Source organism: Arthrobacter sp. TJ-58, assembly GCF_058269295.1.
On sequence record NZ_JBZCNM010000004.1, the window covers coordinates 64812 to 90422 of the forward strand.

A 25611-nucleotide genomic window follows, 5' to 3' on the forward strand; every position below is an offset into this window, starting at 1 on the left:
CCCTCAGGCATCCTGCAGGGCCGGTTCGGCGGCCTGAACAGATGCGCGCACCGGGACAGCGGGCGCAAGTGCCGCGGGGCCGGCACACAGGGACAGCAGGCGTGCCGCGGCCGGCCGGGTGGCCCATTCCTCCTGCCAATGGGATCGCACCACCGCCTTGCTGACGGCCTGGGACGTGATGCCCAGAATCTCCGCAACATACTTCTGCTGCCCGCGGGCGCCCGGCGTCATCAGGTCCAGGACCTTCCATTCGGCGTCGGTGCGGCTGGCCACAATTTGTCCCAGCAGCCGCAGTACGGCCTGCGCTTCCGCAGCAATGCCCGGGTCCGGGCCGTCCACGGCCAGCGGAATGCGTTCACCGGCTTTCCGTGCCCGCTCCACGGCGCGGCGGGCATACACCAGTCCGTAACCGTCATTGTCCAAGACGCCCTGCCGCAGCGGCAGGCGCAGTTCGCCGACGCCGATCCCCACATTCCAGCGCCGCTGCCGGACGGCGGCCAGCGCGGCGTCCACTGCGGCGGACGCGTCGGCCAGCACGCCCTGCGCTTCATCACCCACCGAGCGCTGAAAGGGAACGGCGGCGGGCAGATGGCGGAGCGAACGGATGAGCTCCGGAACCAGGTCCCCCGATTCGCGGGAATCCCGCTGGTTGATGGTCAGCACAAAATGCATGGCATCAGCATGCCAGACCGGCGCACCAAAACAACCAATTCCGGTTGCGGCGCGCTGAGCAAACGACGACGGCGGCTGTCCCCTCCCAGGGGACAGCCGCCGTCGCGCGCTGCACAAGCAGGACCCGCAGGGAGTCCGCGGTGCTGCTAGTTGTTCTTGGGGTCGGCGTCCACGTCGCGGCCCTGGGGCTCGTCGTCCTCGTGGCCTTCGCCGTGTGCCTTGAAGCGCTCCAGGGAGGCTTCAACCTCGGTCTCGGCTGCTTCACGGCCGGCCCAGTCTGCAGCTTCAACCCACTTGCCCGGCTCCAGGTCCTTGTACTTGGTGAAGAAGTGCTTGATTTCATCCAGCAGGAAGTCGGAAACGTCCGAGATGTCCTGAATGTGGTCAAAGCGCGGATCGACCGGCACGCAGAGGACCTTGGCGTCTCCGCCGCCGTCGTCAACCATGTTGAAGACGCCGATGGGGCGGGACTCAACCAGCACGCCCGGCATCAGGTCGAAGTCCTGCAGCATCACCAGGGCGTCCAGGGGATCGCCGTCTTCACCCAGGGTGTTCTCGAAGTAACCGTAGTGGGTGGGGTAGGCCATGGACGTGAAAAGAATGCGGTCCAGGCGCAGGCGATGGGTTTCGTGGTCAATTTCGTACTTGACCCGGGATCCCTTGGGGATCTCGATGGTGACGTCGAGCTTCATGGATACTCCTCTGGGGTGTGGTGCAGGGCACCACAAAACGGAACAGGCCGCGGCGGTGTCTTCAAAAACGGTGCCGCAAACCTAGGCTGATAAAGCGCCAACAGCCGCATCTTTGTCCGCGTCAGTGCGGGCAGCGGCGCCGGTCTAGTCTTAAACATATATGTCTTGGTCCGTAATCACTGTTTTGCCGCAGTGAAAAGCGGTTAGTGGAAAGCATTGGTGAGGCCATGGGTCGGACATTCTTCGGCCTCCTGCTGACCCTGGTACTGGCGGTTCTGGTGGTCCCCCTGTGCTTTTATGCGGGACCTCCGGTGCTGGCAGCTCTGGGGAACGAGCAGCCCCGCCGGCAGGTGGTGGTTCCCGCGCATCAGCAGGCCCCGGCCCGCCTCACCTCGGACGGCACTGAGTTTCCCGTCCCGGCCGGCCCGGGCACGGTTCCGCCGGATCCGGCCAAGCTGGCAGAGCTGCTGGACGCCAAACTGGTGCTTTCCGGCAGCGGAACGTTCTCCGGCGTCGTTCTGGACGGGCTGACCGGCGACGTCCTCTATGACCTCGACGGCGGTGCCCCCGTGACCCCCGCGTCCAGCCTGAAAATTCTCACTGCCGCGGCCGCGCTCTCCGTCCTCGGCTCGGACACCCGGTTCCAAACCGCCGTGTATGAAGGCGCCGAACCGGGCACCGTTGTGCTGGCCGGCGGCGGAGATGTCCTCCTGGGCTCGGGGGCGTCGGATCCGGATTCCACGGTGGGGCGTGCGGGGCTGCAGACGCTGGCCGAAGAAACCGCCGCAGCCCTGGCTCCAAACAGCCGCGGCACCACGGTCAGTGTCCGCGTCGATGACACGCTGTTCACCGGCCCTTCCCTCTCCCCGTCCTGGAATTCCGAGGATGTGGCAGCAGGAGAAGCCGCACCCCTGTATCCGCTGGCCCTTAATTCGGCGTGGGCCGTTGAGGGGCAGCAGTCCGGTCCCCGGGTTGGTGACGCGGCGCTTGCCGCCGGGGAAGCGTTCGCCCGGCATCTGGCAGCCGCCTCGGTGAAATACGGCTTTGACGTGGATCCCGGGGTGCGGCGCGGAACGGCCGACGACGACGCCGCCCTCCTGGCGTCCGCGTCCTCAGCCGCAGTGTCGGAACAGGTGCAGCAGATGCTTCTGACCTCGGACAACTATCTGGCTGAAGCACTGGGCCGGATGACCGCCCTCGCCCGCGGCGGCGAGGCCTCCTTTGACGGTGCGGCAGACGCCGTCGTTTCTTCCGTCTCCGAACTGGGAGTGGACAGCGCGGGCCTGGACCTGGCCGATGTGTCCGGGCTGGGCGTCGGAACAGCCATCAGCGCCCGGCAGCTGGCCGGAACCGTCCAGGCTGCACTGACCTCTTCTGACCAAAGCCTCCGGGACCTGCCCTATTCGCTGCCTGTCGCCGGGCTCAGCGGAACCCTCGCGTCCCGGTTCACCGGCGCCGGGTCCGCGGCCGGAACCGAAACCGCAGGCCAGGCACCGCCCGCGGGACTGATCCGCGCGAAAACCGGAACCCTGTTTGCCGCCACTTCCCTGAGCGGCTTCATGACCGACGCGGACGGCAGGCTCCTGGCCTTCGCCTTTGTGGCCAACGGGCTGGAGGCCAACACCGGTGAAGCACGTGCCGCAGTGGATGCAGCTGCGGCGGCCCTGGCCGGATGCGGGTGCAGCTAAACGCGTTCGGCGTACAGCGAACCCTCCTGAAAATGGGGGACCTGTGTGGTCTGATGGACCAATGGAGAGCTATCAGCAGCACCGTCCCCCGGCCGCCGCCGACTTGGTGAATTGGGATCTGGCCGCCGGGACGGCTGCAACCCTGGTGTCGCCGGGACCCAAGATGCCGGCCCGTGAAATCCGCGCAGCAGTGGCTGACCTGCGGGCCCGCGCTGACGAAGCCGTCACCCACGTGCATCGGATCACCGGACTGGAAGCAGCCCGGGACCTGCGTGACTCCGAGGTGCTCGTGGTGGACCGTGCGTCGTGGGCCAAAGCCAATTCGCGCAGCTTCGCCGCGCTGATGAACCCGGCCCTGGAAACCCTTGCCCGCACGCATCCGGACGAGCTGAAAGGCGCCAACGCCGCCATCAGCGGCACCCTGACCGGTGCCCAGCTCGGTGCGGTCCTGGCCTTCCTCTCCTCCAAGGTGCTGGGACAGTATGATCCCTTCGCTGCCCAAACCCCCGGCGGTCCCTCCGGCGGCCGCCTGCTGCTGGTGGCACCGAACATCATCACCCTGGAACGTGAGCTGAATGTGGATCCGGCTGATTTCCGGCTCTGGGTATGCCTGCACGAGCAGACCCACCGTGTGCAGTTCGCTGCCGCCCCCTGGCTGCGCGGACACATGGTGGAGCAGATGGGCCAGCTGACGAACGGTCTGATGGACAAGGCCCAAACGCTGTCAGAGCGCCTGAGCTCGGCCGCCAAAACCCTTGCTTCCCCTCAGGGGCGCGAGGCCCTGACCGGTGGGAATAACGACGACGGCGTGCCGCGGCGCCCGCTGGACCTCATGTCCCTGCTGCAGGACCCCGAAGACAAGGCCCGGATGTCCCACCTGACAGCGGTGATGTCGCTGCTGGAAGGACACGCCAACGTGGTGATGGATGCCGTGGACGCCAGTATTGTTCCCAGCGTCAAGACCATCCGCCAGCGGTTCAATGCCCGCGGCAAGAGCCACGGCTGGCTGGACCGCTTCTTCCGGCAGATCCTGGGCCTGGACGCAAAGATGCGCCAGTACAAGGACGGTTCGAAATTTGTCCGTTCCGTAGTTGACCGGGCCGGAATGGAAGGGTTCAACCGGGTCTGGGAGGGTCCGGACAACCTGCCCACTGAAGCTGAAATTCATAATCCATCCCTGTGGATGACCCGGATGGGACTCTAACCGCACGTGCCTCAGCAAACTGATTCGAATATGTCTGTTCCACACCCCGAGCCCGCTCCGGCAGGTCGGCTGCGTAAACGCCTGAACCCGACTCTGGGCAAGGCCCGCAACATGCTGCGCGACGCCCTCCGGGATGCCGGCCTGGAACCCCGCGGCACTGCGTCTTCACCGCCGCCCCTGCTGCTGGTGGCCTGCAGCGGCGGACCCGATTCCCTGGCGCTGGCCGAAGCGGCGTCCTTCTTCGCCCGCCGCGGAGACTACCGGGTGGGCGCCGTCGTCGTGGACCATGGCCTGCAGGCCGGCTCTGCCGAAGTTGCCGCCGAAGCGGCGGCCAAACTCATCCGCATGGGACTGGAACCGGTCCAGGTCCGCGCCGTGTCGGTGCCGGCCTCCGGAATGGGGCCCGAGGCAGCAGCACGGACCGTGCGTTATGCGGCGCTGGACGCTGCCGTGGCGGAGACCGGAGCCGACGCCGTCCTGCTGGGCCACACCCTCGACGACCAGGCTGAACAGGTGCTCCTCGGGCTCGCCCGCGGATCCGGAACCCGGTCCCTGGCCGGCATGCGTCCGGTTCGCGGAGCGTACCTGCGTCCACTGCTGGGACTGCGCCGGAGCGAGACCGAGGAAATCTGCGAGAGCCTTGGCCTGGACCCGTGGCACGACCCCAGCAACACGGATCCGGCCTTTGCCCGTTCACGGGTCCGAGCCGAGGTCCTGCCTTTCCTGGAGGAAAAACTGGGCCCGGGCATTGCCGAGGCGTTGTTCCGTTCCTCACGTATCCTCGCCAACGACGCCGATTATCTGGACACCGTCAGCGCGGAGACCTTTGCCCGGCTGCGCACCGCTCCGGCATCCGCAGAGAACGCATCCGCTGCGGAAGCGGACACAATTTTGCTGCCGGAAGCGCCGCTGCGTGAGCTGGCTCCCGCCGTGCGCCAGCGCGTTCTGGCACTCGCCGCCGTAGAACTCGGCGGAGCCCAGCCCAGCTATGAACGGCTTCGTTCAGTGGAAGCCCTGCTGCGCCGCACCGGCTCGGCCGGGCCGGTGGAACTGGTCGGAAAAGTCAGCGTGTACCGGCAGGTGCGCGGTCATCCCGTTCCCCAAGGCCCCTCCGGCTATGGCAATCTTGTGTTTAGGAAAAAGAGCAGCACCTAAAATCCAGCTGCAACATCTCGCACCCGGGAGCCATTCGTGGATTCACACGACGTCCAGTCAGACCTCAAGCACGTTCTCTATACCAAAGAGCAGATCCAAACACGGGTTGCCGAACTCGCAGCCGAGATTGACCGCGACTACGCAGGGCGTGATGTCCTGCTGGTAGGTGTACTCAAGGGTGCTGTGATGGTCATGGCCGATCTTTCCCGCGCCCTGCACAGCCACGTCACCATGGACTGGATGGCTGTTTCCTCCTACGGCTCCGGCACGCAGTCCTCCGGCGTGGTGCGCATCCTGAAGGACCTCGAAACCGATCTCCTGGGCAAGCACGTGCTGATCGTCGAAGACATCATCGACTCGGGCCTGACCCTGTCCTGGCTGCGCACCAACCTGCAGTCCCGCGGACCGGCAAGCGTCGAGATCTGCACCCTGCTGCGCAAGCCCACCGCGGCGAAGGTTGAAATCGACGTCAAGTACGTCGGCTACGAGATCCCCAATGAGTTTGTCGTCGGCTACGGCCTGGACTTCGCGGAGAAGTACCGCAACCTGGACTTCATCGGAACCCTGGCGCCGCACGTCTACGAGTAGGCACCACTGCACCATGCGGCACCGGACGGCGGCCAGCGGGCTGCCGTCCGGTGCCGCATCTGCGATCAGCATCACGCCGGCTGCTACGCCCTGAGGGAACTTTCCCGGTATTCCGGACGTGTTCCTTCGGAGGACGGTGTATAGCTTGTTCGAGTATATTTCCGCGCATTATCAGCGTTGTTGATCAGGAGGGACGGGGCGTCAGCCCTGACGACGAATGAAATCTAAGAACTTCTTCAAGGGCCCGGGCATTTGGATAATCCTGGCACTGGCCCTTCTTGTGCTCATTCTTCCCACCCTTTCCCCCAGCGGGGCAACAAAGGTGGACACGAGCGAAGGCCTGAACCTGCTCAAATCCGGCCAGGTGGAACAGGCCAAGATTTACGACGGTGAACAGCGTGTTGACCTGACGCTGCGCGGCGACGACCCGCAGCCGGCCAAGAATGTCGAGTTCTACTTCGGCGCTGCCCGCGGCGAGGACATTGTTGACGCCGTTAATGATTCAGGCGCAAACGGATTCACCGATCAGCCGGTGCAGACCAACTGGTTTACCAGCTTCCTCGGACTGTTCCTGCCCTTCATCATTCTTGGCGTGATCTTCTGGTTCCTGCTCTCCCGCATGCAGGGCGGCGGATCCCAGGTCATGAAGTTCGGCAAGTCCAAGGCCAAGCTGACCAACAAGGACATGCCGCAGGTAACCTTCGCCGACGTAGCCGGAGCTGACGAAGCGGTGGAGGAACTCCACGAAATCAAGGAGTTCCTGCAGGACCCGGCCAAGTTCCAGGCCGTTGGGGCCAAGATCCCCAAGGGCGTGCTGCTCTACGGCCCTCCCGGCACCGGTAAGACCCTGCTGGCCCGTGCCGTTGCGGGCGAGGCCGGAGTGCCGTTCTACTCCATCTCCGGTTCCGACTTCGTGGAAATGTTCGTTGGCGTGGGTGCCTCCCGCGTCCGTGACCTGTTCGAGCAGGCGAAGGCCAATTCCCCGGCCATCATCTTCGTGGACGAGATCGACGCCGTCGGACGCCACCGCGGTGCCGGTGTCGGCGGCGGAAACGACGAACGCGAGCAGACGCTGAACCAGCTGCTGGTGGAGATGGACGGCTTTGACGGCAACACCAATGTCATCCTGATCGCCGCCACCAACCGCCCCGACGTACTGGACCCCGCGCTGCTGCGCCCGGGCCGCTTCGACCGCCAGATCGGCGTTGAGGCTCCGGACATGCAGGGACGCCTGCAGATCCTGAAGGTTCATGCCAAGGGCAAGCCAATGGCCGAAGGCGTCGACCTCGAAACCGTGGCCCGCAAGACCCCCGGCTTCACCGGTGCGGATCTGGCCAACGTCCTGAACGAGGCAGCTCTGCTGACCGCGCGCTCCAACGCCCAGCTCATTGACGACCGGGCCCTGGACGAAGCCATCGACCGCGTCATCGCCGGTCCGCAGAAGCGCAGCCGCGTCATGAAGGAGCTCGAGCGCAAGATCACCGCGTACCACGAGGGCGGCCACGCCCTGGTGGCGGCTGCACTGCGCAATACCGATCCGGTGACCAAGGTGACCATCCTGCCGCGCGGCCGTGCCCTGGGTTACACCATGGTGCTGCCGCAGGATGACAAGTACTCCATCACGCGCAATGAGCTGCTGGACCAGTTGGCCTACGCCATGGGCGGACGCGTGGCTGAGGAAATCGTGTTCCACGATCCCTCAACCGGCGCCTCCAATGACATCGAAAAGGCCACCTCCACGGCCCGGAAGATGGTCACCCAGTACGGCATGAGCGAGCGGATTGGTTCCGTGAAGCTCGGCTCCGGCGGCGGCGAGCCGTTCCTCGGCCGGGACATGAGCCAGGAACGGAACTACTCCGACCAGGTTGCCTACGTGGTGGATGAGGAAGTCCGGCGCCTGCTGGACAACGCCCATGACGAGGCCTACCAGATCCTGACCGAAAACCGGGACGTCCTGGACCGGCTGGCCCTGGAGCTGCTCGAACGCGAGACGCTTAACCAGGCCGAAATCGCCGAGGTGTTTGCTGACGTCCGCAAGCGCGATGTCCGCGAAGTGTGGCTCTCCAAGCCCACCCGCCCGGTGCACAGCCTGCCGCCCGTGGTTTCCGCCAAGGAACGCCGGGAAGCAGTGGCCAGCGGCCAGCCTGATCCGGACACTGTGTCCCCGCAGGACCAGATTGCGGACGCTGACCTGCCGCAGGACTTCGATGTGTCCAGCAACGGGCTCCCGCAGGCAGAAGGCAGCGGGCCGTCGCACCCCGGTTCCGGCGGAACCGCCAACCGGGCCGGCGGCACGGAGAACCCGGAACAAAACAACCTGTAACCGCAAACGGCGGCCCGGCACGAAAGTGCCGGGCCGCCGTCGTTGGGGCCAGCCACGGTAGGATCAACCAGTGACGGATTTCGACGATGAATTGACCGCGGAGGATCTCTCCGCATCCCTGGCTCCCGTGGACCAGCCCCGAATCGAAAAGGCGGTCCGCGAGATCCTCCTGGCCATCGGGGAGGACCCGGAGAGGGAAGGGCTGCAGGACACGCCCAAACGGGTGGCGAAGTCCTATGCCGAGATCTTTGCCGGCCTCCATCAGGACCCGGCGGACCTGCTGGCCACCACCTTTGCCATTGAGCATGAAGAAATGGTGCTGGTGAAGGACATTGCGTTCTTCTCCACCTGTGAACACCACCTGGTTCCGTTCCACGGCACCGCCCACATTGGCTACATTCCCTCCAAGGACGGCAAGGTCACCGGCCTGAGCAAGCTGGCCCGGCTGGTGGAGGTCTACGCCCGGCGCCCCCAGGTTCAGGAGCGGCTGACAACCCAGATTGTTGAAGCGCTCATGGAGAACCTGGATCCGCGCGGTGCCATAGTTGTTCTTGAGTGCGAACACCTGTGCATGTCCATGCGCGGCGTGCGCAAGCCCGGAGCCAAAACCGTTACCTCGGCGGTCCGCGGACAGCTCCGTGAGACGGCCACCCGCGCGGAAGCAATGAGCCTGATACTCGGACGTTAGGAAGCCTGACCACCATGGATTCACTCGCCGCCGCTCCCGGAACCGGCCCCGCCACCTCGCCGCTTCGGCTGGTGCGGTCCGTCCGGGCGCCCCGCCGGTTCGAGGAACTCCCGGACGGCCGCACGCTCGTGATGGGAATCCTCAACGTGACACCCGATTCCTTCAGTGACGGCGGCAGCTTCGAGGAATCCGGAGCCGCCGTCGACGCCGGGCTGAAGATGCATTACGAAGGCGCCGACATCATTGATGTGGGCGGCGAATCCACCCGGCCCGACTCCGTCCGGGTGAGCCCCGCAGAGGAACAGGACCGAATACTGCCCGTAGTCCGGGCGCTGGTGAAGGCCGGCATCCTGGTCAGCGTGGACACCATGAATGCCTCCACGGCGGAAAAAGCCATTGACGCCGGGGCCGTCCTGATCAACGATGTGTCCGGCATGGACGTGGATCCCCAGATGCCGGAGCTGATAGCCCGCACGGGGGTCCGCTACGTGCTCATGCACAGCCGCGGCGCAGTCCGCAGCAAGGACCCGAACGCGTCCTACACATCGGTGGTGGACGAGGTCATCGCCGAACTGAGCCAGATCCGGGAGCGGTTCTACGCCGCCGGAGTCTCGCCCGAGCAGATCATCATTGATCCCGGTCTGGGGTTTTCCAAGGACGGGGAATCCAACTGGGAGCTGCTGCGGTCCCTGGATCAACTCAACGGCCTGGGCCACCGGGTATTGATCGGCGCCTCCCGGAAGCGTTTCCTTGGCACCCTGCTGGCCACGGGAGGCCGCCCGGTTCCGCCCCGGGAACGTGATGACGCCACCACGGCGGTCACGGCCCTGGCCGCGTTCTCCAATGCCTGGTGCGTTCGCGTACACAACGTCAGCCCCAGCGCGGCTGCCGTCAAAACCACTGCTGCCTGGAAGGGCTAACCCATGACCACATCCGGAAGGGCGAACACCCTGAACACTGAGGCTCCCGCCCGCAGCCCCCTGCGCGACACCATTACCCTTACCGGCATCACCGCGCAGGGATTTCACGGCGTATTTGAAGATGAGCGGCGCAACGGCCAGCCGTTCGTGGTGGACGTTGTGCTGCATGCTGACCTGCGTCCCGCCGGAATCAGTGACGACCTGACGCAGACCGCCCACTACGGTGAACTTGCCGAGCAGGTGGCTGCGATCATTGCGGGGGAACCGCTGAACCTGATCGAGGCCCTGGCAGAACGCATTGCCGGTGCCGTCCTCGCTGGCTATGCCGGCGTTGATGCGGTGGAGGTCACCGTGCACAAGCCGCAGGCGCCCATCACGGTGCCGTTCGGCGACGTGTCAGTCACCATCCGCCGGGACCGCTCATGACCGCGCCGGGCGCGGTGACCGCTGTCCTGGCCCTGGGCAGCAACCTCGGGGAAAGCCGCGACACCCTTTCGCGTGCCGTGGCTGAGCTGGCGGACCATCCCGGCGTGCGGCTGCAGGCGGTTTCCCCCGTGGTGCGGACCCGGCCGGTGGGCGGTCCGGAGCAGCCCGACTACCTGAACCTGGTGATTTCGGTGGAGACGGACCTTGCTCCGCATGAGCTGCTGGCGCACTGCCAGGCGGTGGAAACCCTCCACCACCGCACGCGTGAGGTGCGCTGGGGGCCGCGGACGCTCGACGTCGACATCATCACCTACGGGGACACCGAGATGGCGGACGAAACCCTCACCCTGCCGCATCCGCGGGCGCACACCCGGGCCTTTGTGCTGCAGCCCTGGGCATGGATGGACCCGGACGCCGTACTTTCGGGAACTCCCGTTGCCGAGCTCGCCGCCCGGGCAGAGGACCTTCCCGGCCTGGAAATCTTCGAGGGGGACTAACCCGCCATGGGGAACATCCGCTACCGCTGGCTGGCCCTCATCGCCGTCGGATCCGGTGTGGCCGGCTGGCTGGTCAACAACTGGGCCGCCCGCAATTCCCTGCCTACTCCCGTCCTGAGCATCGTTGGCCTGCTGACTGTGCTGCTGATATCCGGGGCCACCCTGATCCTCGGCCTGCGCGTGCGGCGCTGGCAGCAGGGCAACCGAACCCGCGAGCTGGACCCGATCGCCGCGGCACGCACCCTGGTCCTGGCCCAGGCCGCCGCTTATGCCGGCTCCCTGCTGCTCGGCTGGCACGCCGGGATTTTCATCGACCTGCTGCCGCTGTGGTCGCTGCGTCCCGGGCATGCCGCCACCTGGGGATCAGTGGCTATGATCGCCGGAGGAGTCCTCATGATCTCCGTCGGCCTCCTGGTGGAACGTTTTTGCCGCCTGCCGCCGGACGACTCCAACGGACACGGCGGAACGGCAGCCCGTCCGGACGCCAGGGAAGAACCGGGAGACGGAGAATATGCCTAGTCAAGCGATCGACCCGGACGGTCTGTCCTGGGAGCACGTCTCGCCCAAATACCTCACGGTCCGCCTTATCGGCTGGGCGGTGGAAGCCGTGCTGATGGTGGCCCTCTGCTGCCTCCCCCTGATCATGCTCGCGGCCGCGGACTGGGCCTGGATCCCCTCATGGCTGGCCTGGGGACTGCCCGCCGTCGTAGCGGCCGCTTATCTGTGGCGGGGAGTGCTGCTGCCGCGCCAGGTGCGCGCCGTCTGCTATGCCGAACGCAACGAGGACTTCCTGCTGCGCCGCGGCATCTTTTTCCAGCGCACCCTGGTGGTGCCCTACGGCCGGATGCAGTACGTGGATGTCACCGTTGGGCCCCTGGAGCGGGCCTTTGGCCTGTGCTCCCTCAAACTCCACACCGCCGCCCCCGGCACCAACGCATCACTGCCCGGCCTGCCCGCATCAGAGGGCGCCCGGCTGAGGGAGCACCTCTCCGAACGCGGCGAAGCGCAGCTGGCAGGGTTGTGAGCACCCCGCACAGCGGGGAATGGACCCGCGTCCACCCCGTTTCACCCCTGGTACGCGGCTGGATTGCCCTCGCCGCGTTCGCCTTCATCCTCGGCCGGAACTGGGTGGAGGATTTTGCCGGCCACGACGACGGCGGCGCCCCCGCCCGCCCGCCGGACGGCACCACCTTGCTGATCGCCGCGGCCGTCCTCGCCGGAATCCTGCTGATCCTTGCCGGGCTGTTCTTCCTGTCCTGGTGGTTCACCCGCTATCAGGTCACCGATGATCACGTCCGGGTCCACTCCGGAGTGGTCTTCCGCCAGCAGCGCCAGGCCCGTCTGGACCGGGTCCAGGCCATTGACATTGTCCAGCCGCTGCTGGCGCGGCTCTTCGGGCTGGCTGAGTTGCGGTTCGAAGTTGCCGACGCCGGCGAATCCGCCGTCCATTTGGCGTATCTAAAAGTCGACGACGCCAGGACCCTGCGGGCCCTTATCCTGGGCCGTGCTTCCGGCGCCCTCGCCCCCGCGGCGAATCCCACAGCGGAGACGGCGACGGCAGATCCCGGGACAGCGGCTGCCGGAACAGTTGTTACCGGCGACGACAGCGCCGTCGTTGAAGCCGGAACAGCTCCGGGCGTCGCCGAAGCCCCCGAGCAGCCCATCCTGGCGCTGACCCCCGGAAGAGTCATTGCCGCTACGCTGCTTTCCGGAACCAGCTTGTTCCTGATTGCCGGAATTGCCGCCGTTATTATCCTCACCGCCCTCACCGGCGCGCCCCTCAGCCTGGCCATCCTGCTGCCCCTCCTGTTCGGTGCGGCGGGCGGCTTCTGGACGGAGTTCTCCACCTCCTTCAACTTCCGCGCCTCGGTGTCCCGGGACGGAATCCGGGTCCGGTACGGACTGTTGGACACCCGCACGCAGACGGTCCCCCCGGGCCGGATCCAGGCAGTGTCCGTGACGCAGCCGCCCCTGTGGCGGCTCACGGGCTGGTACCGGATCTCCGTGAACGTGGCCGGTTACGGAACCGGCAGCAACAACGCAGGGCAGGCCCGCACCAAGCTCCTGCCGGCCGGAACCCTTTCCGAAGTCTTTGATATCCTCGCCCTGGTCCTGCCGGAACCGGGCACCGACCGTCCGATTGACGTGTTCACGGCCGGCATTACCGGGCGGGACAACGCGGCCGGCTTCACGACCACCCCCCGCCGGGCCCGCTGGATCGCACCGCTGGCCTGGCGCCGGAACGGATTCGTCCTCACCGACACAGCCCTGCTGATCCGCAGCGGCGCGCTCTGGCGGGTGCTGTCCGTGGTGCCGCATGAACGCACCCAGTCGATGGCCCTGGAGCAGGGCCCGCTGCGCCGGCGTTTTGCCACCAGCGACCTGGTCCTGCACTCAACGCCCGGCCCGGTCCGGCCGCAGATCCGCAAAATGGACGACGACGCCGCCCGCCGGCTCTTCCGGGAACAGGCGACCCGTGCGCGCGAGGCCCGGCGCCGGGACCGTACCGGCTCCTGGAACTCGCCCGCTCCAACCACCTCCACCGATCCGTTTTCCAAGGAGATTCCCCATGAACAGCGCTGAGACGAGCACGGCCGACAAGCGAAGGCGCGGCCGGCTGGGAATTGGCGTCATTGGTGCCGGCCGGGTGGGCGCCGTACTGGGTGCGGCCCTGCGGGCCGCTGAACACGCCGTCGTCGGCGTCTCTGCAGTCAGCGAGGAAAGCCGTGAGCGCGCAGCGAACCTGCTGCCCGGCGTACCGGTCCTGGACATTCCGGAAATTGTGGAGCGCTCGGAGCTGGTGCTGCTGGCCGTGCCCGACGACGCCCTGGGGCCGCTGGTGGCGGGGCTGGCGAAAACCAACGCCTGGCAGGCAGGCCAGCTGGTGGCCCACACCTCGGGACGGTTCGGCACGGACATCCTCGAACCCGCCCGCCGCGCCGGCGCCATCCCGCTGGCACTTCATCCGGCCATGACCTTCACCGGGATGAGCCTTGACCTGACCCGGCTGGCCGACTGCTCGTTCGGGGTAACCGCCCCCACCGCCGTGCTGCCCATTGCCCAGGCGCTGGTGGTGGAAATGGGCGCCGAGCCGGTGGTCATCGACGAGGCGGACCGGGTCAATTACCACCTGGCACTGGCCCACGCATCCAACCACCTCGTCACCATCACCGCCCAGTCAGTCCAATTGCTCAAGGACATCGGAGTGGAAAACCCCGACCGGCTGCTGGGGCCCCTGATGCGGGCCTCGCTGGAAAACGCCCTGGCCTCCGGCGAACACGCACTGACCGGTCCGGTGGCCCGCGGCGACGCCGGCACCGTGGCGGCGCACCTGCAGGAGCTGAGCCGCCAGGACAGCGCCGATCTGCAGGACACCTACCGCGCCCTGTCACTGGCCACTGCTCGGCGCGCCATTGACCGGGGACTGCTCAGCGAGGCGCGCGGTCAGGCCGTCATTGATGCCCTGACCCTCGACGCGGAAGGACCGCGGTGAATGCTCCCCGCGTGCTGCGCACCGCAGCTGAACTGAAAAGCGCCATCGATGAATCCCTTGGCGCCGGCAAGGAGTCCGGCGGGAAGGCGGTGCAAAGCCTTGGCCTGGTCCCCACCATGGGCGCCCTCCATTCGGGGCACCGCTCCCTGATGGACGCCGCCCGGGCGGAGAACGACGTAGTTGTTGCTTCCGTGTTCGTTAACCCCCTGCAGTTCAACGATCCGGAAGACCTGCGCCGTTACCCCCGTAACCTCGCGGCCGACCTTGAACTGCTGGGTGCGGCCGGCGTGGACCTGGTGTTTGCCCCCGCTGAGGCGGAGGTCTATCCGGACGGAGAACCGCTGGTGCGGATCAGCTCGGGAGAGCTGGGTGCCCGTTACGAGGGAGCCTCGAGGCCGGGGCATTTTGACGGCGTACTGACCGTGGTGGCCAAGCTGCTCCACTATGCATCCCCCACCGCATCCCCCACCGCATCTCCCGCTGCCCCGAACGTCCGGTTCCGGGCCTACTTCGGGCAGAAGGACGCCCAGCAGCTGGCCTTGATCCGCCGGATGGCCGCGGACCTGAACTTCGATGCTGAAATTATTGGTGTTCCCGTGGTCCGCGCCGCTGACGGTTTGGCTGAATCCAGCCGCAATGTCTTCCTGGACCCGGCACAGCGCAGGGCAGCAACGGTGCTCTCCCGCGCCCTGTTCTCCCTGCAGCAGCGGGTTTCCGCCGGCCGGCCCGCAGACCTGGCCGCCGCCGTCGCCCTGGTGGCGGCAGAACCGCTGGTGGAACTGGACTACTTCGACATCGTGGACCCGCAAACGCTGCAGCCGCTGGCGGACGGAAACCGCCCGCTGGAACAACCGGCACTGGCACTCCTGGCCGCACGCGTGGGGCCGGTGCGCCTGATCGACAACCTGCCGCTGCAGCCCGGCACGGAAACCAGCTGACCCAGCGGTCTGTGCGCCAGCCGGGAGCAAGCTGGGCGCCGGCCGTAAACCCCCTTCGCGCAGCTCTGTAAACTTAAGGGTGTGACCACACCTAATCCCGTTCCCGAAGCAGCCGACACCTCCGAGCAGATGCGCATCCGCGCCGAAAAACGGGCTCGTCTCATCGCCCGGGGCGATGAAGCCTATCCGGTGGGCGTGGAACGCACGCATTCCCTTAAAGAAATACGGGAGAAGTTCGGACACCTGGCCGCCGATGAAACGAGCGGTGAAACCGTAGGCGTTACCGGCCGCGTCGTCTTTGTCCGCAACACCGGCAAGCTATGCTTCGCGACCCTTCAGGAGGGCAACGGAACCCGCGTCCAGGCCATGCTGAGCCTGGCCGTTATTGGAGAAGAGGCACTTGCTGACTGGAAGGCGCTGGTTGACCTCGGTGACCATGTCTTTGTCCGGGGTGAAGTGATTTCCTCCCGCCGCGGCGAGCTCTCCATCATGGCCGACTCCTGGTCCATGGCCTCCAAGGCGCTGCGTCCCCTGCCCGTGCTGCACGCCGGCTTGAACGAAGAAACCCGCGTCCGTCAGCGATATGTGGATCTCATGGTCCGCGAGGAAGCCCGGGATATGGTTTACAAGCGGGCAGCCATTATCCGCGGTGTCCGGGACACTCTCCACGGCCACGGTTACGTGGAAGTGGAAACCCCCATGCTGCAGCTGGTTCACGGCGGTGCCGCAGCGCGTCCGTTCGAAACGCATTTGAATGCCTTTGATCAGAAGATGACCCTGCGGATCGCCACTGAGCTGTACCTCAAGCGTGCGGTGGTCGGCGGCATTGAGCGGGTTTTCGAGCTCGGCCGCATTTTCCGCAATGAGGGAGTGGATTCCACCCACAGCCCCGAATTCACCACGCTGGAATGCTATGAAGCGTATGCGGACCAGTATGTGATGGCGGACCGCATCAAGGAAATCATCCTGCACTGCGCCGATCTGGTGGGCAGCCGGCAAATTGAAACCGAGGCCGGCACCATTGACCTGGACGGTGAATGGAAGTGGCTGTCCGTCTATCCGGGCCTTTCCGAGGCCGTGGGTGTGGAAGTCACCCCTGAAACCGATGTTGAGACGCTGCGCGGCATTGCGGAAAAGCACTCCGTCAAGGTGGATCCCAAGTGGGATGCCGAGAAGCTCGTGGTTGAACTCTTCGGTGAAATCGTTGAGCCCACGCTGATCCAGCCGACGTTCGTCTATGACTACCCGCCCTCCGCCCAGCCCCTGGCGCGGCCCAACCGCGACGATCCCCGCCTGATCGAGGCCTGGGACCTCATCATCGGCGGCATGGAACGCGGCACGGCATTCTCGGAGCTCATTGACCCGGTAATCCAGCGTGAGCGGCTCACCGAGCAGTCCCTCCGGGCCGCCGGCGGCGATGAAGAAGCCATGGCGCTGGATGAAGACTTCCTGCGGGCCCTTGAATACGGAGCACCGCCCATGGGCGGCATCGGTCTGGGAATTGACCGTTTAGTGATGCTTTTCACGAATACAGGAATCCGGGAAACAATTCTGTTCCCTCTCCTGAAGCCGGAAATGGGTTAGAGACTATGGAATACGTGGAAGTCCTACTGCCTTCAGTGTGTGTTGCAGCACTTTTCTATTTTGTGATGAAGGCGCTGCTCAATGTGGACCGGTCAGAGCGAAAGGCGCTGGCTGAAGCGGAACGGGAGGCCGACCTTGCCGCTGACCGCGATACAAGTAGTGGCGCCCCGGAAAAAGAAAAGTAATTAAATTTGGCTCCTACGCTTTGACGAGGCATTCGAATTTGCGCCATACTCTAAGTGGTCTCATTCTCGTTTTCCCGGTTTAAACTGCTTAGGAGCCTGTCGTGGCGCAAAAGGTAAATATCATTCTGGTCGATGACCTCGATGCTGGAAGTGCGGATGAGACCGTACGGTTTGGTCTTGACGGATCCCAGTACGAGATCGACCTGTCAAAAGACAATGCAAAGAATCTTCGTGCAGCCCTGAAGCCCTACGTTGATGCCGGCCGCAAGGTGGGCGGCCGCACGGGCCGTCCCCGTGCTGCAGGTGCTGCGCGGAGTAATGAAGCAGCCCAGATCCGCGAGTGGGCCCGCAACAACGGGTACACCGTGTCCGAACGCGGCCGCGTGAACAGCGAAATCATCGAGGCTTACCGCGCAGCCCAGGGCTAACACCCCGGGCTGGGGGTCTGGGGGCCCCCAGTTGGAGCACCTTGGTCACGCCTTGGGCGAACACGCTCCTTAAGCACGCGCAGGACACGTAGCATCGAATTACGCGTTAGCTAGGAGTGTGCCTCATGTTTGAAAGATTTACCGACCGTGCCCGTCGCGTTGTCGTGCTTGCCCAAGAAGAGGCTCGCATGCTCAACCACAACTACATCGGCACCGAGCACATCCTGCTCGGGCTCATTCATGAGGGCGAAGGTGTCGCAGCTAAGGCCCTTGAATCCCTGGGTATTTCACTGGGTGCCGTGCGTGAGCAGGTGCAGGAGATCATCGGTCAGGGCCAGCAGGCCCCGTCCGGCCACATCCCCTTCACCCCCCGTGCCAAGAAGGTGCTGGAGCTTTCCCTCCGGGAAGCCCTGCAGCTTGGCCACAACTACATTGGAACCGAGCACATCCTGCTCGGCCTGATCCGCGAAGGCGAAGGCGTGGCCGCACAGGTCCTCGTCAAGCTGGGAGCGGACCTGAACCGGGTGCGCCAGCAGGTTATCCAGCTGCTCTCCGGTTACCAGGGCAAGGAGCCTGTCAGCTCGGGCGGCCAGCAGCAGGAAGGCCAGCCCGCCGGTTCGGTGGTGCTGGACCAGTTCGGCCGCAACCTGACACAGGCTGCACGCGAATCCAAGCTTGATCCCGTCATCGGGCGCGAGCATGAGATGGAACGTGTCATGCAGGTCCTGTCCCGCCGTACCAAGAACAACCCTGTTCTGATTGGTGAGCCCGGCGTCGGCAAGACCGCGGTTGTCGAGGGCCTGGCCCAGGCGATCGTGCGCGGCGATGTTCCGGAGACCATCCGTGACAAGCAGCTGTACACCCTTGACCTGGGTTCACTCGTTGCCGGTTCCCGCTACCGCGGTGACTTTGAGGAACGCCTGAAGAAGGTCCTCAAGGAAATCCGCACCCGCGGCGACATCATCCTCTTCATCGATGAGATCCACACCCTTGTGGGTGCCGGTGCCGCCGAAGGCGCCATCGACGCAGCATCCATCCTGAAGCCGATGCTGGCCCGAGGCGAGCTGCAGACCATTGGTGCAACCACGCTTGATGAGTACCGCAAGCACATTGAGAAGGACGCAGCCCTCGAACGGCGTTTCCAGCCGATCCAGGTCAACGAGCCTTCCGTTGCCCACTCCATCGAGATCCTGAAGGGCCTGCGGGACCGCTACGAAGCGCACCACCGCGTGTCCATCACGGATGCTGCGCTGACATCGGCGGCCACCCTGGCAGAGCGGTACATCAGCGACCGCTTCCTTCCGGACAAGGCCATCGACCTGATTGACGAAGCCGGTGCCCGGCTGCGCATCCGCCGCATGACCGCTCCGCCGGAGCTCAAGGAGATCGACGAGCGTATTTCCGCGCTGAAGCTGGAGAAGGAATCGGCCATCGATTCCCAGGACTTCGAAGGCGCCGCCTCCCTGCGGGACAAGGAGCAGAAGCTCCATGACCAGCGGGCGGAAAAGGAGCGCCAGTGGAAGTCCGGGGGACTGGATGACATTGCCGAGGTGGATGAAGAACTCATCGCCGAGGTGCTCGCCAATTCCACCGGCATCCCCGTGGTCAAGCTCAACGAAGAAGAATCCACGCGCCTGCTCAAGATGGAAGACGAGCTGCACAAGCGCGTCATCGGTCAGGACCAGGCCATCAAGTCCATCTCGCAGGCCATGCGCCGTACGCGGGCCGGACTTAAGGACCCCAAGCGTCCGGGCGGTTCCTTCATCTTCGCCGGTCCCACCGGTGTGGGTAAGACGGAGCTTGCCAAGGCGCTGGCGGAATTCCTCTTCGGGGACGAAGACGCGCTGATCACCCTGGACATGTCCGAATACTCCGAGAAGCACACAGTTTCCCGGCTCTTCGGTGCCCCTCCGGGCTACGTCGGCTACGAAGAAGGCGGGCAGCTGACCGAAAAGGTCCGCCGCCGTCCGTTCTCCGTGGTGCTGTTCGACGAAGTTGAGAAGGCCCACGCTGACCTGTTCAACTCGCTGCTGCAGATCCTCGAAGACGGCCGCCTGACTGACAGCCAGGGCCGGGTGGTGGACTTCAAGAACACCATCATCATCATGACCACCAACCTGGGAACCCGGGACATCTCCAAGAGCGTCTCCACCGGTTTCCAGTCCGGCACGGACACCAAGACCGGTTACGACCGGATGCGGGCCCGGGTCACGGAAGAGCTTCGTCAGCACTTCCGCCCCGAATTCCTCAACCGTGTCGATGACACGGTGGTGTTCCCGCAGCTCACGCAGGACGAGATCGTTCAGATCGTGGACCTGTTCCTGGAACGCCTCGGCAAGCGCCTGGCGGACAAGGGAATGACCATCGAGCTGACCCCCGCGGCCAAGGAACTGCTGGCCACGCGCGGCTACGATCCCGCCATGGGTGCCCGGCCGCTGCGCCGGACCATCCAGCGCGAGATCGAGGACCAGCTCTCCGAGAAGATCCTGTTCGGGGATCTCAAGCCCGGCGAACTGGTATCCGTGGACGTGGAGGGCGAAGGAGACGACGCCACCTTCACGTTCGTGGGACACGGTGCGCCTAAGGCCATCGAGGAAGCACCCTCGGCGATTGAGGCCGGCGTCGGCGACTAAGCCGCGCAGCGCTTGAACTAATCCGGAAGGACCCGGCGGGCACTCAGCCCGCCGGGTCCTTCCGCATCTGCCGGCCCCTTCTGTTGCGTCGCCAGCGAAGCATTTTTTCGTCTGTGTCCCGCACAGTCCTAGACTGGGCCGGTGACTTCCGCGACTACCATCACAGTTCGGCGTGCCCGTACCTCAGATGTTCCCCTGATCCGCTCCCTCGTGGCGCCGCTGGCCGCTGACCGGATCCTGGTCGCAAAGGAAGCAGTGGCCTATTACGAGGGGCTGCAGGAGTTTCGGGTGGCTGTTGGGCCCGACGGTGCAGTGATTGGCTGCGGTGCGCTGCATGTGATGTGGGAAGACCTTGCAGAGGTCCGGACCCTGGCGACGGACGCCCGGTGGCGGGGCCGCGGGGTCGGCCACGTCCTGCTTGAAGCCCTGCTGGCCGAAGCTTCTGAAATTGGTGTGGACCGGGTGTTCTGCCTGACTTTTGAAGTGGATTTTTTCCGCCGCCACGGCTTTGAGGTGATGGCCAATCAGTCTGCAGTCGATCCGGAGGTTTATTCGGAACTGCTGCGCTCCCATGACGAGGGAGTTGCGGAATTCCTGGACCTCGCCCGGGTTAAGCCAAATACGCTCGGCAACACCCGAATGATCCGCAGCCTATAACTGTTTTTCGGCCGGCAGGCCTAAAGTGCGTGTTCGCAATAAGGGAAACCGATGGACTCCGGCTGGTCTTTTGCGCTTTGGCGCGGATAAGCTCAGGGTACTGAGCATCACACAAGGTTCTGATTCCGGCAGTTTTTCCGGCGGAGGGACCACGATCAGAAAGCGGGATCCTATTATGGGCGCAGATGACAAGGTGCAGAATTCAGCCGAGAAGCTTGGCGGCAAGGTCAAGGAAGGTCTTGGAAAGGCCACCGGCAACGAGAGCATGGAAGCCGAAGGACACGGCGACCAGGCCAAGGGCAGTGCCAAGCAGGCCGGCGAAAACATCAAGGATGCTTTCAAGGGTAAGTAGGACCCGCAGGACAACAGCGTCCTGAACAGGTGTGGGAGAGGCGTAATGCCTCTCCCACACCTGTTTAACCCGAGCTTGCGGGCAGCCTGTCCAGCAACTCCGGTCGGGGGTAGGGTCGGAAGCACTCGCAAAACATGCCCTGATCCATGTCTGACCCGGGCCGGTGCGCTGCACCGCACGGGCGCTGCGCCGAAGGAGCTGCTCACGAATGAAGAAGCTGATCAATGATCCGCGCAGAGTCGTCTCCGAATCCCTCGCCGGATTCGGACTGGCTCATCCCCATCTGGTCCGGGTGCATCAGGATCCGGACCTCGTTCTGCGCCGGGAACCGTCTCAGGGCAAGGTGTCCCTGGTCTCCGGCGGGGGCAGCGGCCATGAACCCCTGCACAGCGGTTACGTGGGCCGGGGCATGCTGGACGCCGCGGTGCCCGGCGCGGTGTTCACCTCACCCACGCCGGACCAAATTCTCCCGGCCATCACGGAAACGGATACCGGAGCCGGGGTCCTGCTGATCGTGAAGAATTACACCGGGGACATCCTGAACTTTGAAACCGCTGCGGAACTCGCGCAGGCGGAGGGCGTCACGGTAGCCACTGTGGTGGTGAACGACGACGTCGCGGTGGAAGACTCGCTGTACACGGCAGGCCGCCGCGGGGTGGCGGGAACCGTGCTGGTGGAACGGATCGCCGGCGGCGCAGCTGAGCGGGGCGATTCCCTGGAGCAGGTGACCGCAGTGGCCGAACGCGTCAATGCGAACGTCCGGTCCATGGGAGTGGCGCTGGCACCGTGCACGGTTCCCCACGCCGGTGAGCCCAGCTTTACCCTCGAGGACAATGAAATCGAGCTGGGGGTCGGAATCCACGGCGAACCCGGACGGCGGCGGATGCCCATGGCAGAAGCGGACACCATCACGGACCAGCTGCTGGAACCCGTCCTGCAGGATCTGGGCGCACTGGAGGGCGAACCGGTGCTCCTCTTCGTCAACGGCATGGGCGGCACTCCGCTCAGCGAGCTTTACATCGTGTACCGCCGCGCAGCGGAAGTGCTGGCCGAGCGCGGCATCCGCGTTGAACGATCGCTGGTGGGCAACTACATCACGGCCCTGGACATGCAGGGAGCTTCCGTGACGGTGCTGCGGCTGGATGAGGAAATGATGGAACTTTGGGACTCGCCGGTGAATACTCCGGCCATGCGGTGGGGGGTTTGACCATGGCACTTGATGCGCAGTGGGCAGCAGATTGGATGCGGGCCAGCGCCGCTGCGATGGCGGAAAACCGGCAGCGCCTGATCAATCTTGACCGGGACATAGGCGATGCGGACCACGGAGAAAACATGGACCGGGGCTTCTCTGCGGTGGTGGAGAAGCTGGAGGCGGACGGAATTCCGGAAACTCCGGGCCAAGTCCTGAAACTGGCCGCAATGACCCTGATGTCAAAAGTGGGCGGGGCGGCCGGTCCGCTGTACGGGACAGCCTTCCTGCGGGCCTCCACCGCCGCGGGATCGGCCACTGAACTTGACCCCGCCGCCGTCGTCGCCGTCCTGACGGCAGCACGGGACGGCATTGTGGCCCGGGGTAAAGCGGAGCCCGGAGACAAGACCATGGTGGACGCCTGGACCCCTGCAGTTGAGGCGGCCGGGACAGCCGCGGATGCCCACGCCGGACCTAAGGAAGTGCTGGCAGCCGCCGCCAATGCTGCTGATGCAGGACTAACCGGGACGGAACCGCTCATTGCCCGCAAAGGACGGGCCAGCTACCTCGGAGAACGCAGTGCCGGGCACCTGGATCCGGGCGCCGCATCCACTGTGCTGATCCTGCAGGCAGCGGCGGAAACGGCGGAAGAGGACGCATGAGTGTTGGACTGGTGATTGTTTCCCACAGCGCCAAGCTGGCGGAGGGTGTCCGTGAGCTGGCGGCACAGATGGCGCGGGATGTGAGGCTTGAACCGGCCGGCGGCACCGATGACGGCGGTATTGGCACCAGCCTGGAGAAGATTCAGACTGCAATTGCCGCCGCGGACACAGGCGAAGGCGTCCTGTTGCTGGCCGACCTTGGGTCCGCCGTGATGACCGCTGAAACGGCAGTGGAATTCCTCGACGACGACCAGCGCGCCCGCGTCCGGCTCGCGGATGCACCTCTGGTGGAGGGGACAGTGGCAGCCGCCGTGGCTGCACAGAGCGGCAGGGCCCTCATGGCCGTCCTTCAGGAAGCTGAGGCTGCCGGACACCTTCCACCGTCCGCGGGAGCCGCGAACAGCACCGCAAACGCACCCGGCGTGCAGACGACGGATGCATCCGACGAAGCCGATGCGATGGAGGATGACCTGGATCCCGCCGATGCGGGGGTCCACACCGGCTCCTGGGAGCTCATCAACCCGGCGGGCCTGCACGCGCGCCCGGCCGCCGCCGTCGCGCAGGCAATGTCCGATCTGGACGCCGAAGTCCGCATCAACGGCGTGGACGCTAAGTCCGTGATGATGCTGATGACGCTGGGCCTGGGCCAGGGTCAAACCCTGACCCTGACCGCACGCGGTCCCGACGCCGCCCGCGCGGTGGACATCATGGCCCTGGAAGTGCGCAACGGTTTCGGGGAGATTTAGCCGCTCGCGCAGGTCCTGCCGGGTCAGGCGGGAAGCTGGAGGCCGCCGTCGATCTCTTCGGCGAGCTTGTCCGCCAGGAGACCGGCAACTGCGCGTTCCAGCTGCGCTGCGGGAGCCTGCAGTGCGTGGAGCTTCGCCAGTGCCGCCAGATCGGGGTCCGCGTCCGCTTCGGCCGCCGCCAGATCCACCGGACCCAGCAGCAGGCTCCGAAGCACCGGGCTGCGGGCTGAGCGCAACACGGCCATGACGGCGCCGCGCACCTGGCGGTCCGTGCCGGCCCACGCCTGCCCCTTGGGCACGTGTTCCGGAGCGGGCTGTCCGGCGGCCACCCAGGCGCAGTGCCGGCGCACGGGGCAGACTTCGCACTTGGGAGACCTTGCCGTGCAGACCAGGGCGCCGAGTTCCATGACGGAGGCGTTCCAGGCAACTGATGCGGTCTCATCGGCGGGCAGCAGCTCAACGGCCAGCCGCATCTCTGCAGCGGTGAGCGCCGGCGAGGGGAGGGCCTTGCCGGCGAGCGCGCGGGCATGGACCCGGCGAATATTGGTGTCCACCACCGCTTCCCGGCGGCCGAAAGCAAAGGCGGCGACGGCGGCTGCGGTGTAATTGCCGACGCCGGGCAGGGTCAGGAGTTCAGCATGGGTATCCGGAACCGCGCCGGCAAAGCGTTCTGTCATGGCCGAAGCTGCGGCGTGAAGCCGCAGGGCCCGGCGGGGATACCCCAGTCGACCCCAAGCACGGACCGCCTCTCCGCTGGCCTCTGCAGCCAGCGCGGCAGGGGTGGGCCAGCGCTGCATCCACTGTTCCCATACCGGGAGAACCCGGACCACCGGCGTCTGCTGCAACATGATTTCACTGACGAAAACACCCCAGGGAGTGCACTCCCGGCGCCGCCAGGGAAGATCGCGTGCATTGGCGGTGAACCAGCTAATGATCTCCGTATGCAGCTGCGGTGCCGTCTGCAGGCCCGGTTCCATGCAATCTCCCTCGGTTATGACCACCAATACTCTACTAACCGGCGTGGTGCGGCAGGTAATCCGGAGCCGGTTACCTAGCCTTAAGGCATGGTTGGGAATGGATCATCACATCAGGCACCCGGACGCCCTAGTCCGGCTGTTTACCGGCGCCGCAGAATCGTCGCCGGAGTACTTGCGCTGCTGGTTGTCATTGGCATTGTCACGGGCATCGTCACCGTGGTGAATGCGCTGCGGGGGGACGACGCCGTTGCCTCGGACACCACCGGCACAGAGTCTGCTGCCCCCGTACCTGCCAGCACTGATCCCGGTGCCGAAAAAACGCCGGCGGCGACCCCGGCTCCTGCAGCAACGCCTTCAAAGTCGGCGAAACCGACGGAAACGGCCTCCGCGGCAGCACTGTGCCCGGCTGCATCCGTGGGCGTCAGCGCCACCACGGACGCGCTGAGCTACTCGTCGCAGGTCAGCCCCGTGCTGACCCTGACTGTTACCAACACCGGAACCGAGCCGTGCCAGGTCAACCTGGGAACCAGCCAGATGGAATTCATTGTCACCAGCGGTCCTGACCGGATTTTCTCCTCGGCAGATTGCCAGCAGCGCGGCGAGGACCTGCTGAAGACGGTAAAGCCCAACAGCGTGGAAACGGCCAAGTTCACCTGGGACCGCCAGCGGTCAACCGAGGGCTGCACGGATGTGTCCAGCAAGCCCGGTCCGGGAACCTACGCGTTTACGGCACGCCTGGGCGAGATCAGCAGCGAACGAACCACCTTCGAGCTGGAATAGCCGCTTCCCGGGAGCCGCTCTGCGCTGCCGGTGGCTGACTGCGGCAGTATGGGGCAGTGCGCTGCCGACAGCCGGATAGAGCCTCGGGCTACCCGCCCGTCAGCTGGATAACCCGGGCAGATAGACAACCCGGG

At 65.4% G+C, this 25611-nt stretch carries 27 protein-coding genes; 24 read left to right on the forward strand and 3 right to left on the reverse strand.

Translation table 11 applies throughout. The annotated features are described in order from the left end of the window. Nucleotides 1-3: 3 nt before the first annotated feature. Together AC4D2W_RS13835 and AC4D2W_RS13840 are read right to left on the reverse strand one after the other, a co-directional pair. Nucleotides 4-672, reverse strand: coding sequence for a hypothetical protein (locus AC4D2W_RS13835; protein WP_490927510.1), 669 nt, complete (start codon nucleotides 670-672; stop codon nucleotides 4-6). Between the two features lie 146 nt (nucleotides 673-818). Next, nucleotides 819-1364, reverse strand: a complete 546-nt coding sequence (locus AC4D2W_RS13840; protein WP_490927511.1) for an inorganic diphosphatase — start codon at nucleotides 1362-1364, stop codon at nucleotides 819-821. A gap of 206 nt (nucleotides 1365-1570) precedes the next feature. Here AC4D2W_RS13840 and dacB point away from each other — a divergent pair, with 206 nt between their 5' ends. The 23 genes from dacB (at nucleotide 1571) to dhaM (ending at nucleotide 23720) form a co-directional block, all read left to right on the forward strand. After that, nucleotides 1571-3052, forward strand: a complete 1482-nt coding sequence (dacB, locus tag AC4D2W_RS13845) for a D-alanyl-D-alanine carboxypeptidase/D-alanyl-D-alanine endopeptidase (RefSeq protein WP_490927512.1) — start codon at nucleotides 1571-1573, stop codon at nucleotides 3050-3052. 61 nt (nucleotides 3053-3113) lie between these two features. After that, the gene (locus AC4D2W_RS13850; protein ID WP_490927513.1) at nucleotides 3114-4256 is read left to right on the forward strand and encodes a zinc-dependent metalloprotease; all 1143 of its coding nucleotides are present in this window, start codon (nucleotides 3114-3116) and stop codon (nucleotides 4254-4256) included. A gap of 111 nt (nucleotides 4257-4367) precedes the next feature. Next, nucleotides 4368-5411 (forward strand): tRNA lysidine(34) synthetase TilS, encoded by a 1044-nt coding sequence (tilS, locus tag AC4D2W_RS13855; protein ID WP_490927623.1) that lies wholly within the window; start codon nucleotides 4368-4370, stop codon nucleotides 5409-5411. A gap of 36 nt (nucleotides 5412-5447) precedes the next feature. Beyond that, nucleotides 5448-5999: a hypoxanthine phosphoribosyltransferase gene (gene hpt / locus AC4D2W_RS13860; RefSeq protein WP_490927514.1), complete on the forward strand. Its 552-nt coding sequence runs from the start codon at nucleotides 5448-5450 to the stop codon at nucleotides 5997-5999. A 217-nt stretch (nucleotides 6000-6216) separates the two neighbouring features. Continuing rightward, nucleotides 6217-8322, forward strand: coding sequence for an ATP-dependent zinc metalloprotease FtsH (gene ftsH / locus AC4D2W_RS13865; protein ID WP_490927515.1), 2106 nt, complete (start codon nucleotides 6217-6219; stop codon nucleotides 8320-8322). 70 nt (nucleotides 8323-8392) lie between these two features. Beyond that, a complete protein-coding gene (gene folE / locus AC4D2W_RS13870; RefSeq protein WP_490927516.1) occupies nucleotides 8393-9010 on the forward strand; it encodes a GTP cyclohydrolase I FolE in 618 nt (205 codons plus the stop codon). Nucleotides 9011-9024: 14 nt separating this feature from the next. Beyond that, nucleotides 9025-9930 (forward strand): dihydropteroate synthase, encoded by a 906-nt coding sequence (folP, locus tag AC4D2W_RS13875; protein ID WP_490927517.1) that lies wholly within the window; start codon nucleotides 9025-9027, stop codon nucleotides 9928-9930. 3 nt (nucleotides 9931-9933) lie between these two features. Beyond that, the gene (folB, locus tag AC4D2W_RS13880; protein ID WP_490927518.1) at nucleotides 9934-10356 is read left to right on the forward strand and encodes a dihydroneopterin aldolase; all 423 of its coding nucleotides are present in this window, start codon (nucleotides 9934-9936) and stop codon (nucleotides 10354-10356) included. After that, nucleotides 10353-10853, forward strand: a complete 501-nt coding sequence (folK, locus tag AC4D2W_RS13885; RefSeq protein ID WP_490927519.1) for a 2-amino-4-hydroxy-6-hydroxymethyldihydropteridine diphosphokinase — start codon at nucleotides 10353-10355, stop codon at nucleotides 10851-10853. Before folB ends, folK begins: the two co-directional genes overlap by 4 nt. A gap of 6 nt (nucleotides 10854-10859) precedes the next feature. Beyond that, a complete protein-coding gene (locus AC4D2W_RS13890) occupies nucleotides 10860-11372 on the forward strand; it encodes a DUF3180 domain-containing protein (RefSeq protein ID WP_490927520.1) in 513 nt (170 codons plus the stop codon). After that, complete coding sequence (locus AC4D2W_RS13895) at nucleotides 11365-11877, forward strand: PH domain-containing protein (RefSeq protein ID WP_490927521.1); 513 nt, start codon at nucleotides 11365-11367, stop codon at nucleotides 11875-11877. Before AC4D2W_RS13890 ends, AC4D2W_RS13895 begins: the two co-directional genes overlap by 8 nt. Next, nucleotides 11874-13436 (forward strand): PH domain-containing protein, encoded by a 1563-nt coding sequence (locus AC4D2W_RS13900; RefSeq protein WP_490927522.1) that lies wholly within the window; start codon nucleotides 11874-11876, stop codon nucleotides 13434-13436. Before AC4D2W_RS13895 ends, AC4D2W_RS13900 begins: the two co-directional genes overlap by 4 nt. Further along, the gene (locus AC4D2W_RS13905; RefSeq protein WP_490927523.1) at nucleotides 13423-14346 is read left to right on the forward strand and encodes a Rossmann-like and DUF2520 domain-containing protein; all 924 of its coding nucleotides are present in this window, start codon (nucleotides 13423-13425) and stop codon (nucleotides 14344-14346) included. Before AC4D2W_RS13900 ends, AC4D2W_RS13905 begins: the two co-directional genes overlap by 14 nt. Next, nucleotides 14343-15284 (forward strand): pantoate--beta-alanine ligase, encoded by a 942-nt coding sequence (gene panC, locus AC4D2W_RS13910; protein WP_490927524.1) that lies wholly within the window; start codon nucleotides 14343-14345, stop codon nucleotides 15282-15284. Before AC4D2W_RS13905 ends, panC begins: the two co-directional genes overlap by 4 nt. A 129-nt stretch (nucleotides 15285-15413) precedes the next feature. Further along, entirely contained in the window at nucleotides 15414-16868 is a 1455-nt protein-coding gene (gene lysS / locus AC4D2W_RS13915; RefSeq protein ID WP_490927624.1) for a lysine--tRNA ligase, read from the forward strand. 5 nt (nucleotides 16869-16873) lie between these two features. Next, entirely contained in the window at nucleotides 16874-17053 is a 180-nt protein-coding gene (locus tag AC4D2W_RS13920; protein ID WP_490927525.1) for a hypothetical protein, read from the forward strand. Between the two features lie 101 nt (nucleotides 17054-17154). Further along, nucleotides 17155-17481 carry a histone-like nucleoid-structuring protein Lsr2 gene (locus tag AC4D2W_RS13925; RefSeq protein ID WP_490927526.1) on the forward strand — a complete coding sequence of 109 codons (327 nt, stop codon included), beginning with the start codon at nucleotides 17155-17157 and terminating at the stop codon, nucleotides 17479-17481. Between the two features lie 125 nt (nucleotides 17482-17606). Next, complete coding sequence (locus AC4D2W_RS13930; RefSeq protein ID WP_490927527.1) at nucleotides 17607-20114, forward strand: ATP-dependent Clp protease ATP-binding subunit; 2508 nt, start codon at nucleotides 17607-17609, stop codon at nucleotides 20112-20114. Between the two features lie 141 nt (nucleotides 20115-20255). After that, a complete protein-coding gene (locus AC4D2W_RS13935; RefSeq protein WP_490927528.1) occupies nucleotides 20256-20771 on the forward strand; it encodes an amino-acid N-acetyltransferase in 516 nt (171 codons plus the stop codon). Between the two features lie 175 nt (nucleotides 20772-20946). Further along, on the forward strand, nucleotides 20947-21123 hold the full coding sequence (locus tag AC4D2W_RS13940; RefSeq protein ID WP_104159952.1) for a CsbD family protein: 177 nt from the start codon (nucleotides 20947-20949) through the stop codon (nucleotides 21121-21123). A 208-nt stretch (nucleotides 21124-21331) separates the two neighbouring features. Next, the gene (gene dhaK, locus AC4D2W_RS13945) at nucleotides 21332-22330 is read left to right on the forward strand and encodes a dihydroxyacetone kinase subunit DhaK (protein ID WP_490927529.1); all 999 of its coding nucleotides are present in this window, start codon (nucleotides 21332-21334) and stop codon (nucleotides 22328-22330) included. A 2-nt stretch (nucleotides 22331-22332) separates the two neighbouring features. After that, on the forward strand, nucleotides 22333-22974 hold the full coding sequence (gene dhaL, locus AC4D2W_RS13950; RefSeq protein WP_490927530.1) for a dihydroxyacetone kinase subunit DhaL: 642 nt from the start codon (nucleotides 22333-22335) through the stop codon (nucleotides 22972-22974). Then, complete coding sequence (gene dhaM / locus AC4D2W_RS13955; protein WP_490927531.1) at nucleotides 22971-23720, forward strand: dihydroxyacetone kinase phosphoryl donor subunit DhaM; 750 nt, start codon at nucleotides 22971-22973, stop codon at nucleotides 23718-23720. Before dhaL ends, dhaM begins: the two co-directional genes overlap by 4 nt. A gap of 23 nt (nucleotides 23721-23743) precedes the next feature. Here the strand turns inward: dhaM and AC4D2W_RS13960 are convergent, their stop codons facing one another. Next, nucleotides 23744-24697 carry an HhH-GPD family protein gene (locus AC4D2W_RS13960; protein ID WP_490927532.1) on the reverse strand — a complete coding sequence of 318 codons (954 nt, stop codon included), beginning with the start codon at nucleotides 24695-24697 and terminating at the stop codon, nucleotides 23744-23746. A gap of 87 nt (nucleotides 24698-24784) precedes the next feature. Between AC4D2W_RS13960 and AC4D2W_RS13965 the strand changes: the two genes are divergently transcribed. Then, nucleotides 24785-25477, forward strand: a complete 693-nt coding sequence (locus AC4D2W_RS13965; protein WP_490927533.1) for a hypothetical protein — start codon at nucleotides 24785-24787, stop codon at nucleotides 25475-25477. The last annotated feature ends 134 nt before the right edge of the window (nucleotides 25478-25611 follow it).

Excerpts from the sequence above, each read along its gene's own strand:
- AC4D2W_RS13835 (WP_490927510.1), bottom strand. The coding sequence starts at position 672 with ATGCATTTTGTGCTGACCATCAACCAGCGGGATTCCCGCGAATCGGGG.
- AC4D2W_RS13965 (WP_490927533.1), top strand. The coding sequence starts at position 24,785 with ATGGTTGGGAATGGATCATCACATCAGGCACCCGGACGCCCTAGTCCG.
- folK (WP_490927519.1), top strand. The coding sequence starts at position 10,353 with ATGACCGCGCCGGGCGCGGTGACCGCTGTCCTGGCCCTGGGCAGCAAC.
- AC4D2W_RS13850 (WP_490927513.1), top strand. The coding sequence starts at position 3,114 with ATGGAGAGCTATCAGCAGCACCGTCCCCCGGCCGCCGCCGACTTGGTG.
- folP (WP_490927517.1), top strand. The coding sequence starts at position 9,025 with ATGGATTCACTCGCCGCCGCTCCCGGAACCGGCCCCGCCACCTCGCCG.
- AC4D2W_RS13960 (WP_490927532.1), bottom strand. The coding sequence starts at position 24,697 with ATGGAACCGGGCCTGCAGACGGCACCGCAGCTGCATACGGAGATCATT.
- folB (WP_490927518.1), top strand. The coding sequence starts at position 9,934 with ATGACCACATCCGGAAGGGCGAACACCCTGAACACTGAGGCTCCCGCC.
- tilS (WP_490927623.1), top strand. The coding sequence starts at position 4,368 with ATGCTGCGCGACGCCCTCCGGGATGCCGGCCTGGAACCCCGCGGCACT.
- AC4D2W_RS13840 (WP_490927511.1), bottom strand. The coding sequence starts at position 1,364 with ATGAAGCTCGACGTCACCATCGAGATCCCCAAGGGATCCCGGGTCAAG.
- AC4D2W_RS13940 (WP_104159952.1), top strand. The coding sequence starts at position 20,947 with ATGGGCGCAGATGACAAGGTGCAGAATTCAGCCGAGAAGCTTGGCGGC.
- AC4D2W_RS13930 (WP_490927527.1), top strand. The coding sequence starts at position 17,607 with ATGTTTGAAAGATTTACCGACCGTGCCCGTCGCGTTGTCGTGCTTGCC.
- dhaM (WP_490927531.1), top strand. The coding sequence starts at position 22,971 with ATGAGTGTTGGACTGGTGATTGTTTCCCACAGCGCCAAGCTGGCGGAG.
- AC4D2W_RS13905 (WP_490927523.1), top strand. The coding sequence starts at position 13,423 with ATGAACAGCGCTGAGACGAGCACGGCCGACAAGCGAAGGCGCGGCCGG.
- dhaL (WP_490927530.1), top strand. The coding sequence starts at position 22,333 with ATGGCACTTGATGCGCAGTGGGCAGCAGATTGGATGCGGGCCAGCGCC.
- dhaK (WP_490927529.1), top strand. The coding sequence starts at position 21,332 with ATGAAGAAGCTGATCAATGATCCGCGCAGAGTCGTCTCCGAATCCCTC.
- AC4D2W_RS13895 (WP_490927521.1), top strand. The coding sequence starts at position 11,365 with ATGCCTAGTCAAGCGATCGACCCGGACGGTCTGTCCTGGGAGCACGTC.
- AC4D2W_RS13920 (WP_490927525.1), top strand. The coding sequence starts at position 16,874 with ATGGAATACGTGGAAGTCCTACTGCCTTCAGTGTGTGTTGCAGCACTT.
- ftsH (WP_490927515.1), top strand. The coding sequence starts at position 6,217 with ATGAAATCTAAGAACTTCTTCAAGGGCCCGGGCATTTGGATAATCCTG.
- AC4D2W_RS13890 (WP_490927520.1), top strand. The coding sequence starts at position 10,860 with ATGGGGAACATCCGCTACCGCTGGCTGGCCCTCATCGCCGTCGGATCC.
- lysS (WP_490927624.1), top strand. The coding sequence starts at position 15,414 with ATGCGCATCCGCGCCGAAAAACGGGCTCGTCTCATCGCCCGGGGCGAT.